Annotated in this window: 11 protein-coding genes and 6 pseudogenes; 10 read left to right on the plus strand and 7 right to left on the minus strand. The window is 67.1% G+C overall.

Annotated features, from left to right (window positions below; all coding sequences use genetic code 11):
* The 4 genes and pseudogenes from OHA03_RS44670 to OHA03_RS44685 all read right to left on the minus strand — a co-directional run.
* Positions 1-200: pseudogene (locus tag OHA03_RS44670) on the minus strand (hypothetical protein); the annotation flags it as partial.
* Positions 201-415: 215 nt separating this feature from the next.
* Positions 416-598, minus strand: coding sequence for a hypothetical protein (locus OHA03_RS44675; protein WP_267009705.1), 183 nt, complete (start codon positions 596-598; stop codon positions 416-418).
* Positions 550-714 (minus strand): annotated as a pseudogene (locus OHA03_RS44680) (hypothetical protein); the annotation flags it as partial. The gene OHA03_RS44675 and the pseudogene OHA03_RS44680, both read right to left, overlap by 49 nt.
* Positions 715-745: 31 nt before the next feature.
* Positions 746-880, minus strand: a complete 135-nt coding sequence (locus OHA03_RS44685) for a TetR family transcriptional regulator (RefSeq protein WP_267009706.1) — start codon at positions 878-880, stop codon at positions 746-748.
* A gap of 236 nt (positions 881-1116) precedes the next feature.
* On the opposite strand from OHA03_RS44685, the gene OHA03_RS44690 reads away from it, so the two are divergent.
* The 6 genes and pseudogenes from OHA03_RS44690 to OHA03_RS44705 all read left to right on the plus strand — a co-directional run bounded on the left by OHA03_RS44690 (position 1117) and on the right by OHA03_RS44705 (position 4552).
* A complete protein-coding gene (locus OHA03_RS44690) occupies positions 1117-1803 on the plus strand; it encodes an NADPH-dependent F420 reductase (protein WP_267009707.1) in 687 nt (228 codons plus the stop codon).
* A gap of 282 nt (positions 1804-2085) precedes the next feature.
* Positions 2086-2616, plus strand: coding sequence for a hypothetical protein (locus OHA03_RS44695; RefSeq protein ID WP_267009708.1), 531 nt, complete (start codon positions 2086-2088; stop codon positions 2614-2616).
* Between the two features lie 65 nt (positions 2617-2681).
* A pseudogene (locus OHA03_RS48200) lies at positions 2682-2966 on the plus strand (helix-turn-helix domain-containing protein); the annotation flags it as partial.
* Between the two features lie 100 nt (positions 2967-3066).
* A complete protein-coding gene (locus tag OHA03_RS44700; RefSeq protein ID WP_267009646.1) occupies positions 3067-3723 on the plus strand; it encodes an IS630 family transposase in 657 nt (218 codons plus the stop codon).
* A gap of 75 nt (positions 3724-3798) precedes the next feature.
* Positions 3799-4305: pseudogene (locus tag OHA03_RS48205) on the plus strand (SDR family NAD(P)-dependent oxidoreductase); the annotation flags it as partial.
* A gap of 115 nt (positions 4306-4420) precedes the next feature.
* Positions 4421-4552, plus strand: a complete 132-nt coding sequence (locus tag OHA03_RS44705) for a hypothetical protein (protein ID WP_267009709.1) — start codon at positions 4421-4423, stop codon at positions 4550-4552.
* Between the two features lie 86 nt (positions 4553-4638).
* Here the strand turns inward: OHA03_RS44705 and OHA03_RS44710 are convergent, their stop codons facing one another.
* A complete protein-coding gene (locus tag OHA03_RS44710) occupies positions 4639-5232 on the minus strand; it encodes a TetR/AcrR family transcriptional regulator (RefSeq protein WP_267009710.1) in 594 nt (197 codons plus the stop codon).
* A gap of 221 nt (positions 5233-5453) precedes the next feature.
* Between OHA03_RS44710 and OHA03_RS44715 the strand changes: the two genes are divergently transcribed.
* Together OHA03_RS44715 and OHA03_RS44720 are read left to right on the plus strand one after the other, a co-directional pair.
* Positions 5454-7799 carry an alpha-amylase family glycosyl hydrolase gene (locus OHA03_RS44715; RefSeq protein ID WP_267009947.1) on the plus strand — a complete coding sequence of 782 codons (2346 nt, stop codon included), beginning with the start codon at positions 5454-5456 and terminating at the stop codon, positions 7797-7799.
* 153 nt (positions 7800-7952) lie between these two features.
* A complete protein-coding gene (locus tag OHA03_RS44720; protein WP_267009711.1) occupies positions 7953-10283 on the plus strand; it encodes an isoamylase in 2331 nt (776 codons plus the stop codon).
* Between the two features lie 72 nt (positions 10284-10355).
* Here OHA03_RS44720 and OHA03_RS44725 read toward each other — a convergent pair whose 3' ends face one another.
* Positions 10356-10577: a hypothetical protein gene (locus OHA03_RS44725; protein ID WP_267009712.1), complete on the minus strand. Its 222-nt coding sequence runs from the start codon at positions 10575-10577 to the stop codon at positions 10356-10358.
* Between the two features lie 134 nt (positions 10578-10711).
* Here OHA03_RS44725 and OHA03_RS44730 point away from each other — a divergent pair.
* Positions 10712-10955: pseudogene (locus OHA03_RS44730) on the plus strand (sulfite exporter TauE/SafE family protein); the annotation flags it as partial.
* A 165-nt stretch (positions 10956-11120) separates the two neighbouring features.
* Positions 11121-11711, plus strand: a pseudogene (locus OHA03_RS44735) (biotin/lipoate A/B protein ligase family protein); the annotation flags it as partial.
* Positions 11712-12149: 438 nt separating this feature from the next.
* Here OHA03_RS44735 and OHA03_RS44740 read toward each other — a convergent pair.
* Positions 12150-12353, minus strand: a complete 204-nt coding sequence (locus tag OHA03_RS44740; RefSeq protein ID WP_267009713.1) for a cold-shock protein — start codon at positions 12351-12353, stop codon at positions 12150-12152.
* Between the last annotated feature and the right edge of the window lie 226 nt (positions 12354-12579).

Genomic DNA, 12579 nt, shown 5'->3' on the forward strand with positions numbered 1-12579 from the left:
CCGCCCCTCGCGACCCGGGGCAGCCAACTCCCAGCACCTGGGCGTTCCTGACGAGTACGCAGCTGGGCCTCGGCGATCACCACGGCGCCGCGGTGTGTGACGGTGGGGTAGCCGAGACACTCTGCGGCCTCGAGCGGCGTGAGTTCGGACTCGGTCTCGATCAGGTCGGCGATCCGCCGGCCGAGCGATCGACTCTGCATGAGGATTGGGCGTGGAGCGCGGCGGCGAACAGGGCAGTTCAATATCAAAACCGAGCGGTTCGGTATATGTAATACTGAGGCATCAGTGGAACATTCTCGCGGTAAGGCATGACGTGCGTCACAGCTGCACAGGCTTGCTGTGACGGTGGAGTGGTGGGCACCGGCTCGAGGTGCGGCCTCATGGTGCCGCCTGGGCCGCTTGGTCGCAGGTGTGACTACGTGAGCGACGCTGGGGCGAGCACGACGGCCACGGTGTGTTCGGCCCAGCCCACGGCAGGTGCGCGCACGGCGAGGTGGTCGGCGTAGAAGGCGCCCAGTAGGGCGGAGGCCAGTGCCTCCGGGTCGGCGTCTAGGGAGAGGTCGCCCTGTGCGCGGGCCTGGTCCAACAGTCGCCGCATGCGGCCCGGCGCGGCCGAACCGCATGCTCGCGAGAGACGCCGAGCAGCTCGGGGGTATGGGCCTCCTCCGCGAGACAGGTGCCGATCAGAGCCATTCCGTGGGTGCGGGCGAGTGTGTCTGCGAAGTCGGCGAGCTGGGCAACGAGGTCAGCTCGTGCATCCCCGGTTACCGGCGGCGTGGAACAAGGGGCGCAGGGTCTTCAGTGCGGCCGCGGCCAGCTCGGTCTTGGCTTTCCAGCGCAGATGGATGGTGGCCTTGCTGACGTCGGCGGCCCTGGCCACCCGTCAAGGGTCATACGGGTGAAGCCCCGTTCGGCGAGCAAGGTCAGCGCCGAGGCGAGTATCGCCGCCTCCTTGCCGGGGCAGCGTGGGCGGCCTGCAGCAGCGCGACAGCCTTCCGTATCCGTCCTCTCCATGCCGTCAGCCTAGCGACTTGCAATACCGAACCGCTCGGTTTAGATTCTATACGCCAGACGGATTCCGTCATCACGCCCACACTCCAGAAAGGACCCGTCCTCATGCGTTACGCAGTTCTCGGCACCGGCGTAGTCGGCCAGACGATCGCAGCCAAGCTCGCCTCCCTCGGTCACGAGGTCGTCGTCGGCACCCGCGACCCGCAGTCCACCCTCGCCCGCACCGAGCCCGACGGCTACGGGAACCCGCCGTTCTCCCAGTGGCTGGAGGCACATGAGCAGGTCCACCTCGAGACCTTCACCGAGGCGGCGGCCTGGGGCGAGGCCGTGGTCAACACCACCGCGGGCGCCGGCAGCGTGCAGGCCCTCGAATCAGCGGGTTCCGCGAACCTGGCGGGCAAGGTGCTCATCGACATCGCCAACCCGCTGGACTTCTCCCAGGGCATGCCTCCGTCGCTGAACCCGGTGAACACCGACAGCCTCGGTGAGCAGATCCAGCGCACCTTCCCCGACGTGAAGGTCGTCAAGGCCCTCAACACCATGAACTGCCAGATCATGGTCGACCCGTCCCGCGTCCCGGGCGAGCACACGGTGTTCGTCTCCGGCAATGACACCGACGCGAAGAAGCAGGTGGCCGAGTTGCTGGCGTCCTTCGGCTGGTCCGAGTCGAGCGTCATCGACCTCGGCGACATCACCACCGCGCGCGGCACCGAGATGCTGCTGCCGATCTGGCTGCGCCTGTGGGGCGCGGTCGGCCACGCCGACTTCAACTTCCACATCGCCGGAGCCTGACCCGGACCGGGCCGCACAGCACGGATTCCCCCAAGCTCTGCTGACCGGCGTACCGCGATGTCCCGCCCCGCCACGGAAAGATCCACTGTCATGCGCGCCGTCGTCCTGGACCGCCCCGGAGGCCCCGCACCCTGCATCTGGCCGATGTACTGGTGCCTGAACCGGGGCCCGGACAGGTGCGCGTCCACGTCGAGGCGTGCGGCCTGAATCCCGTCGACTACCAGATCGCCACCACCGGCCATCCGGACTGGACCTGGCCGCACGTGCCGGGACTGGACATAGGTGGGCATCGTCGATGCACTGGGTGCGGACGTCACCTCCACGCGCATCGGACAACGCATCGCCCACCACAGCGACCTGCGCCGTCAGTGCGGGCTCGCGCAGTACGCCGTGGCCGAGGCAGCCGTCCTCGCTGCGGTACCGGCCCGCTTGGACGCGGTCGCTGCCGCCGCTCTGCCGTGCGCCGCCATGACTGCCTACCAGGCGGTCGTCCGCCGGCTCCGTGTCGAGCCCGGTGACACCGTGCTGGTCACCGGCGGTGCGGGCGGCGTGGGCGGATTCGCGGTCCAGCTCGCTTCCTTGGCCGGAGGCCACGTGATCGCGACCGCGTCCACATGGAATGCCGATCACGTGCTGGGACTCGGCGCGCACGAGGTCTTCGACTACCACAGCGAGGACATCGCCGCCCTAGTAGCGTGTCGCCGCTTAGTTATGGTGCACCTGACTGGGAGGTTGGTGTCTGGCAGATTCCTTCCCCTTTGCCAGATAGGACTGTTGTTGTGGGTTCGCAGAAGAAGCGGCCGGTCAGGTTGACCGCGCAGGATCGTGAGGAGCTGGTCCGAGTGACCACGACGGGTGTTCGTGGGGCCTCGATGATCATGCGTGCGCGGGTGCTGCTTGCACTGGACAGCTCGGTGGGTGAGGTGGACACCAAGGAGGCGATCGCGGCCCGGCTCGGTGTCTCCGGTGAGACGTTGCGGCTGGTCGCCAAGCGTTTCGCCGAGACCGGTGGCGATGTTCACGCCACGATCGCGCGGAAGAAGCGCGACCTCCCGCCGGTGCCCTCGCCGGTGACCGGCGAGGTCGAAGCCCGGCTGATCGCGATGGCGTGCTCACAGCCACCCCAGGGCTATGCCCGGTGGTCGCTGCGGCTGTTGGAGAAGCACGTCGCGCTGGTCGAGGACATCCCCGATCTGGACCACTCCACCATCGGGCGGGTCTTAAAAAACGCAACTGCGTCCTCATCTGAGAAAGTGCTGGACCATCCCACCGCGAGCGAACGCGGAGTTCGCGGCCCGGATGGAAGACGTGCTGGCCATCTATGCCCGGCCCTACGATCCGGCACGTCCCGTGGTGTGCATGGACGAGAAGCCCTACCAGCTCCTCGACCATGTCCGCGACCCGCTCCCGGCCCGCCCTGGTCGCGATGCCTGCCAGGACAGCGAGTACATCCGCTGCGGCACGTGCTCGATCTTCGTGTGGGTCGAACCCCTTCGCGGGTGGCGTCGAGTCCAGGCGCTGTCCCAGCGGACCCGGATCGACTGGGCCGGCCAGGTCAAGCAGCTGCTGAGCGTGGATTACCCCGACGTCGAATCCGTGGTGCTGGTGATGGACAACCTCAACACCCACGGCATCGCCTCACTGTACGAGGCATTCGAACCAGAAGAAGCATTCGCCCTGGCCCAGCGCCTCGAGATCCATCACACGCCCAAACACGGGTCATGGCTCAACATCGCCGAGATCGAACTCTCCGCGCTGACCCGGCAATGCCTCGACCGCCGGATCGGTGACCTCGACAACCTCAACACCGAACTCTCGGCCTGGCAGAACGCCACCAACACCGACCAACGTCAGGTCGACTGGCAGTTCACCACCCACGACGCACGCATCAAACTGCGCCACCTCTATCCCAAAAATTAGCCGCGACGGTCTACTAGTCCGGCAGCTCACCCATGGTCGTGGCCTGGACGGCGTCGTCAACACCGTCGGATCCGCATCCGCTACGGAGAATCTGCGTCTGAGCACGTCGTCTCCGAGATACGCCGGGAGACCGGCAACCCGCACATTGAGCCACTCGTCGCGGACCTGTCCGTGCAAGGTGAAGTTCGCCGTCTCGCCCGAGAGTTCACCCGGACCCATCCCATCCTGGACGTCCTGGTGAACAATGTGGGCGGCTACTGGGCCACCCGCCGCACCACGGTGGATGGCCTGGAGCACACCTTCGGCCTCAACCACCTTGCCCCGTTCCTGCTCACCATCCTCCTCCTGGACAACCTCAAGGCCGCCGCCCCGGCCCGGATCGTCACCGTCAGTTCCGGCGCCCAGGCCATGGGGAGGATCAACTTCGACGACCTGCAGGGCGAGCTCAAGTACTCCGGCCGGCGCGCCTACAACCAGTCCAAGCTCGCCAACGTCCTGTTCACCTACGAACTCGCCCGCCGACTCGAGGGCACGGGGGTGACCGCCAACGTCCTGCACCCCGGGGTTGTCCGCACCGACTTCGGCAAGGAGGACGCCTCACCCGCCTTCAAGCTGCTGACCCCACTGATGCGGCCCTTCATGCTCACGCCCTCCCAGGGGCGCCGCGACCTCTGTACATCTCGCGGCGTCGCCCGCGGTGGCCGACACCACGGGGCACTACTTCACCAAGAGCCGCTCCAAGCGGTCCAGCAAGCTCTCCTACGACACCGCCCTGGCCGGACGTCTGTGGCAGGTCAGCGCAGAACTCATCGGCCTCGCGGCACACTGACCACAGCGGGCCGGCGCGCACAACGCCCCTCTACTCCCGGCCATCACACGCGCGCCCGTGATCCGTTACGGCTCCGCTTCCGGCGGTCACGCCTGCGCAGGGCTCAGGCCGGCCAATACGAGATTCACAGCGTCCTCGGCCCAGCCCATCCTGCCGCCTCGCCCTGCCATGTAGTCGGCATAGAACGGGCCGAGCAGCGTCGAGACCGCAGCCTCCAGGTCAGCATCCCTGCGGACCTCGCCGCGCGTGCGAGCCTGTTCCAGAACGTGGCGGAGCAGGGCCCGCCGGGGCAGGACGGTGCGCTCACGCAGCAGTGCGAGGAGTTCGGGGGTGTGGGCCTCCTCGGCCAGGCAGGTGCCGATCAGCGCCATGCCCCGGACCCGCTCCACCGTGGCCGCGAAGTCGCGGAGGATGGCCACCAGGTCGGTTCGGGTGTCCCCGGTCTCCGGTGGGGCCTCGGCCATGCGCGCCGCTTCCAGGGCGGCGGTGAGAAGGTCCGCCTTGGTCTTCCAGCGCAGATGGATGGTGGACTTGCTCACCCCTGCGGCCTTCGCTACCTGGTCCAGGGTCATACGGGTGTACCCGTGCGAAGCGAGCAGCTGCAGCGCAGCCTGCAGAATGGCCGAATCCTTCTCCGCGGAGCGCGGGCGCCCAGAGCTCCTGATCTGCTTCTCACTCATCCTGCGAGTATAACCGGATTCGATACGGAACCGTTCGGTATGCGGTGACGGATCGGATTCGGAGGCGACGGACTGAGCACCTCCGTATCTGGCGCAAAGGCTTTACACAGCTGTCTCCCCTCGCTAACTTGCAGGAAATTCCAGCAAGAACTTGCAGGAAGTATCCGGCTGTTGGCGCGGCGGCCTCTTCTTGGGACACGAAGGAGACCGTGCGTATGCATATGCGCAGAAGACTGGCCGTGTTCGGGCTGGCGGCCGCGGGGTCGATAGCCGGACTGCTGCCCGGCCCGGCGGTTGCCGCCAACACGGCCACCGTCTACTACAAGCCGCCCAGCGGCTGGAGCACGGCCAACATCCACTACTCGATCGGCAGCGGTCCCTGGACGGACGTGCCCGGCGTGGCTATGAACGAGGCCGCCTGCACCGGCTGGGCCAAGAAAACCATCGACCTCGGATCGGCGACCGGCCTGAAAGCCGCGTTCAACAACGGCTCCGGAACCTGGGACAACAACGGCACTCAGGACTACGCGATCGGTACAGGCCGCACCACCATCGTCGACGGTGTACTCACGTCCGACGCGGCCGACCCGTGCGCGAGCGACCCGGACCCCGACCCGGACCCCGTCGCTCCGGCGACCATGCTGGGCGGCGATCCGCGCAAGGACTCCATCTACTTCGCGATGACCGCCCGCTTCTACGACGGAGACACGTCCAACAACCGCGGTGGCAGCCAGCACGTGAAGTCCGGCAATGCCGCCAACAACGACCCCATGTTCCGCGGTGACTTCAAGGGACTGGCCGACAAGCTCGACTACATCAAGGGCCTCGGCTTCTCCGCGATCTGGATCACCCCGGTGGTGATGAACCGCTCGGACTACGACTACCACGGCTACCACGGGTACGACTTCTACACGGTCGACCCGCGCCTGGAGTCCGACGGTGTCTCGTACCAGCAGCTGATCGACCGGGCGCACGCCAAGGGCATCAAGATCTACCAGGACGTGGTGTACAACCACAGCTCCCGCTGGGGCGCCAAGGGCCTGTTCACTCCAACCGTGTACGGGGTTCGCGACGGCCAGTGGAGCTGGTACTACGACGAGAAGGTGCCGAGTAAGGAGTACACCCCGCTGGAGGAAGACGCGCAGGGCAAGACGTACAACGGCGACCTGTGGTCCACCGCCGAGCCCGCCGGAAACACCTGCGCCAACTGGGGGACGCCGACAGGTGGTCACAGCCAGGAGGGCTACAAGCTCTACAACTGCCAGTGGCCCAGCCCCACGTCCGGCATGTTCCCGGCCACCAAGTACCACCGGTGCTGGATCGGGAACTGGGAGGGTGAGGACGCGCGCAGCTGCTGGCTGCACGAGGATCTGGCCGATTTCAACACCGAGAACACCGACGTCCAGAAGTACCTGATCGACGCCTACAACCAATACATCGACATGGGCGTGGACGGCTTCCGCATAGACACCGCCGTGCACATTCCGCGGACCACCTGGAACCGGCGGTTCCTGCCGGCTGTGCACGACAAACTGGTGGCCAAGTACGGTGCGGACAAGGCGGACGACTTCTACGTTTTCGGCGAGGTCGCGGCCTTCGTCAACGACAAATGGAACCGAGGCTCGGTCAACCACTCCGCGCAGTTCTTCACCTGGAAGGAACGCAAGGAATACAGCGTCGACGACGCCGCGGCCGCGCTGGAGATGTACGACTACGAGCAGGCGCAGGGCCCAGCGAACCAGCCAACCACCACCAACGCGTTCCTGAACGGGAACAGCTACCACTCCCCGGACCACTCAAAGTTCTCCGGCATGAACGTCATCGACATGCGCATGCACATGAACTTCGGTGACGCGCCCAACGCCTTCAACAACGGCAGGGACTCGGACGACAGCTACAACGACGCCACGTACAACACCGTGTACGTCGACAGTCACGACTACGGGCCGAACAAGTCGTCCACACGCTATGCGGGCGGGACCGACGCGTGGGCCGAGAACATGTCGCTGATGTGGACCTTCCGCGGCATCCCGACCCTCTATTACGGCTCGGAGATCGAGTTCCAGAAGGGGCAGCGGATCGACTGCGGTCCCACCTGCCCGCTGGCGTCCACCGGCCGCGCGTACTTCGGCGGCCACCTCGCGGGCACGGTGACCGCCTCCGACTTCGCGAAGGTCGACAGCGCGAGCGGCGAGGTCGCCAACACGCTCAACAACCCCCTGGTCAAGCATGTCCAGCGGCTCAACCAGATCCGCAGGGCGGTCCCCGCACTGCAGATGGGCCAGTACTCCACCGAGGGCATCGACGGCCAGATGGCATACAAACGGCGCTACACCAGCGGTACCACCGACAGCTTCGTCCTGGTCACCGTCTCCGGCGGCGCCACCTGCTCCGGCATCCCCAACGGTACGTACAAGGACGCCGTGACCGGAGACGTCAAGACCGTGAGCAACGGCACGCTCACGATCGACGCGCCCGGCAAGGGCAACCTTCGCGCATACGTGCTCGACCTGCCCGGCAACCCGGCCCCCGGCAAGGTCGGCGCCGACGGCCCGTACCTGAAGTAGTCGATCGTGAGTTCCGGGGCCCGCGCCGGGGCCCCCGGGAACCGGCGCTCCAGACCCCATCCGCCGGGCCCAGGGCGAAGTTGGTCCAGGCCGACGCCGCCGATCCCCGCTACTCGACTTCGCACACCCACCCGCACCGCGAGGAGATCACCCGTGAGACGCTTCCGCACAGCACGTTGGGCGGTCGTAGCCGTCCTACTGACTGCTGCTATCGGTTTCCTGCCACCCGGTCAGCCTGCGCATGCCGCGATCGACGCCGCCACCCTCGGGGCGCGGTATGACGGCACCGCCTCGAACATCACTTTCCGGGTGTATTCCTCCAGGGCGACCCGGATGCTCGTCGCCGTCTACGACTCCGCGTCCGGAAGCCAGGAGAAGGCCGACCTGCTCCTGGCCAAGCAGTCCGGTACGGACATCTGGGCGGCCACCGTCAGCGTCGCCACCCTGCGCGACACCTACGGCATCACCGGGACTGTCTACTACGGCTACCGGGCCTGGGGGCCCAACTGGCCCTACGACGCGGCCTGGACGAAGGGTTCGACCGCGGGCTTCGTCTCCGACGTGGACTCCGCGGGAAACCGCTTCAATCCCAACAAGCTGCTCCTCGACCCGTACGCACGGGAAGTCAGCCACGACCCCCAGCGGCCGGGCATGACCGACGGCACGATCTACGGCTCCGGCCCCGCGAACCGCGCCAAGGACAACGGGACGCAGGCACCGAAGGGCATCGTGCTCGCCGCCCCAACGACCGGCGGCATCGGTACCAAGCCCGTCCGCCCCCTCAAGGACGACATCGTCTACGAGGTGCATCTGCGCGGTCTGACGATGAACGACACCTCCGTTCCGGCCGCCGAGCGCGGTACCTACAAGGGCGCCGCGGCCAAGGCCGCGGGCCTGGCCGCGCTGGGTGTGACCGCGGTGGAGTTCCTGCCCGTGCAGGAGACGCAGAACGACACCAACGACGTCGATCCGACGAGCACCGAGGGCGACAACTACTGGGGCTATGCCACGCTCAACTACTTCGCCCCGGACCGGCGGTACGCCGCCGACAAGAGTCCGGGCGGGCCGACACGTGAGTTCCGCGCAATGGTCAAGGCCTACCACGACGCCGGCATCAAGGTCTTCACGGACGTGGTCTACAACCACACCGGCGAAGGCGGCCCTTGGAACGCTTCGGACAAGAACACCTACAGCCTGCTGTCCTTCCGCGGCCTGGACAACCCGACCTACTACTCTCTGACCGCCGACCGCCAGAGCCCCTGGGACAACACCGGAGTCGGCGGCAACTACAACACGTACAACCCCGTGGCCCAGAACCTGATCGTCGACTCCCTGGCCTACTGGAAGGACACGCTCGGCGTCGACGGCTTCCGCCACGACCTGGCGACCGTCCTCGGCAACACCTGCCAGCACGGCTGCTTCCAATACAGCAGCACCGACCCCGCCACCGCGCTGCGCCGCATCACCACCGAGATGCCGCCCCGCCCGGCCACAGGCGGCACCGGCACCGACTGGATCGCCGAACCGTGGGCCATCGGGAACGGCACCTACCAGGTCGGCAACTTCCCGCCCGGCTGGTCGGAATGGAACGGCATCTACCGCGACACCCTGCGCCGCGACCAGAACAAGATGGGCGTCGACCAGGTGACACCCTCCCAACTCGCCACGCGCTTCGCCGGCTCCTCCGACCTGTACCAGGACGACGGGCGGCACCCCTTCAACTCCATCAACTTCATGGTCGCGCATGACGGCTTCACCCAGAAGGACCTCTACTCCTGCAACACCAAGAACAACAGCCAAGCCTGGCCGTACGGAACTTCGGACGGCGGCTCGGACGACAACATGTCCTGGGACCAGGGTGGCGCGGCAACGGACCAGCGGAAGGCCGCCCGCAACGGCTTCGCGTTCCTCATGCTCTCGGCCGGTACGCCGATGATGACCGGCGGTGATGAGACCCTGCGCGGTCTGCGGTGCAACAACAACCCCTACAACCTCGACTCCGCCGCCAACTGGCTCGATTACAGCTGGGATACCGACGAGAGCACGTTCCGCACCTACACCCAGCGGCTGCTAGCCTTCCGCAAGGCACATCCGGCGCTGCGGCCCGCGGACTTCTACACCGCGTCCGACACCAACGGCAACGGCATGGGCCAGCTGAACTGGTTCACCCCCACCGGCACCGCCCCCGACAGCGCCTACTGGAGCAACGCCAACAACCACGCGCTGGCATGGCGGATCGACGGGACCGAACTCGGCGACTCCGCCGGCGCGCTGTACGTGGCGTACAACGGCTGGTCGGGGGCGGTCGACTTCACGCTCCCCTCTCTCGGCAGTGGAAAGCAGTGGTACCGCGTCACGGACACCTCGGCCTGGGCCGAAGGAGCCAATCAGGTCGCGCAGCCCGGCTCAGAAGCCCTCATAGGCGGCAGCGGCACGACGTACAGCCTCGGCGCACGAGCAACCCTCGTACTGATCGCCAAGTAGGTGACAGGGCTGCGCCCGCCGCGGCTCGCCTGCGGTGGGCGCAGCCCTGTCACTGCCCAGTGGTGGAGTGGATCAGAGGCGGGCGATGTTGTCGTGGACCCACTGGCGGAAGGTGCGCGCGGGGTGGCCAGTGAGCTCCTCGACAGCCGGGGAGACCGGGAGCCCGGCGGCGTCCGGGCCGAGGACCTCCAGGACGGACGGCACGAGCATGTCGGGCAGGTGGCCGGCGCCGCGAAGGGCTTCGGCAGCCTGCTCGACGCCGATCTCCTCGTAGCGCGCTTCAAGGCCAAGCACGTCGGCGACGATTCGGGTCTGTCGTGCGGTGGTCAGCGCCTCGGGGCCGGTGAGCGTGTAGGCCTTGCCTTCGTGGCCCGGCTCGGTCAGCCGACGGCGGCCGCCTCGACAATGTCGCGGGGGTGGATCAGCGGCAGTGCGCCATCCTCGGGGTGCCCAGTCCCGCGGTCACGCCGACGAACCTGCTGTTCAACGTGGTACCGGACCCGGCGCCCTCTGGCGGTACCGCCATGACGGCGCTCTGCGCGGCGGCCGCGCCGGCGCCTGGTCCTCTGGACGCTGCCCGGCGTCATCGCCGACGCCGCCGTCCGCGTCTTCGCCCTCCCCGGCCAGGGCCTCTTCCGCACGCTGGTCGCCGCCCTACTGCTCCCTCTCGGCTGAAACGACCGCACCACCAACAGCCCGCTGCTCGTCACACGGACCGGGGCACGGTCGCGGAGCCCAAAGGCGTGGAACGTTGGTTCGATTAATCCCTCACGGTGGCAGCGTTATACGTGATGGGAGCCGATTCATCGAGGAGTCGGGCGTCTCTGGAGGCAGGGCTGGCAGCTCATCCACGAGACCCCGCACTCCCCCGCACTCCATATGGCACTCAACGAGGTCATCACCGCCGAGGTCGCGGTCGGGCGGCGGCCGGCTACGCTGCGTGTCTGCCCTCGTCTCCGGCCTCTCCTTCGCGGACAGCTACGCCTACCTCGACGACTGAGTGCTCGCGGCGCTCGGTGACATGGGCATCAAGGCCTGGTACCAGCCGCTCAACGACATCGCGACCGACATCGGGAAGATCGCCGGAGCAGCCCAGAAGCGCGTCGTGGGCCCCGGCGGCGGGCCCGGCGCCGTGCTGCATCACGTCACGATGTCCTACGACATCGACGCCGACAAGATGCTCGCAGTCCTGCGCATCGGCAAGGAAAAGATGTCCCACAAAGGCACCAGGAGCGCCAAGAAGCGCGTCGACCCCCTTCGCCGACAGACCGGTCTGCCGCGCGACGCTGTCATCGACAACATGATCGACTCCTTCCGCAAGCGCCACGGCCTCACCCAGGGCGCGGTGACCCCTGAGGAACTGGCACAGGCGGAGAACTCGTACGCACCAAGTTCGGCACTCCCGAGTGGACAGCACGTGTGCCGTAGCAGTTACTGACCTGCCCGGAGGCTGTGTCGATCCATCCAAGTACTCTCAGGTCAGAGTCTCTTGCCGCCGCCGGAGAAGCGTCGTGGTGTCTTCGCCGTACGACCTTGGCACTCACTGGGCGAGTGCGGGTCTGTGAAGTGCCCGGGAAGTCCGGCGAGGCGGGCCCTCTGTGCACCGGCGGTGCAGTTCGCCGCGAGCCGGCCGCCTGCCCCGGCGGCTTCCGCCACGCCCTCGCCCAGGCCGTGCTGTGTGGCACCGACCCGGCTCGGCCGAATCGGCATTCTCCTGGATCCTCATCAGCAAGGTGATTCGGTCTTGGCCCGCCAAGCGCGAGAGCACGGGCGCAGTCTCCCGTGGCCCCGATCCGCCGTGAGGGACGGGATGCACAAGGATCCCGGAGCCTGTGCTCCGGGATCCTTGTGATGCTCAGTCGCTGGTCAGGCGACCGTGATGTTCTCCGCCTGCGGGCCCTTCTGGCCCTGGGTGATGTCGAAGGTCACGGCCTGGCCTTCCTGGAGCTCACGGAAGCCGTTCGCATTGATGTTGGAGTAGTGCGCGAAGACGTCCGGCCCACCGCCGTCCTGGGCGATGAAGCCGAAACCCTTTTCCGAGTTGAACCACTTGACGGTTCCGCTGGCCATGCTCGTGCCTTCCAGTCGATATCGGATCCGCACCGCGCGGACCCGGAGGTGATCGCCCTGGTCTCGCACTGCACAGCAAAACGCCCACGCCAGGGCGCGGGCAGGAACTGCGAACCACGACATCTGGCAACAACGCTACACGGCGAAACCGGCCCGCACCAGAGAGCAACGACCATGATCCCGGCCCGGGTCGCCCGAGCCGGATAGCTACGGTCGGCGCGCCCAA

This window comes from Streptomyces sp. NBC_00154 (genome assembly GCF_026342835.1).
Classification (GTDB): Bacteria; Actinomycetota; Actinomycetes; order Streptomycetales; family Streptomycetaceae; genus Streptomyces.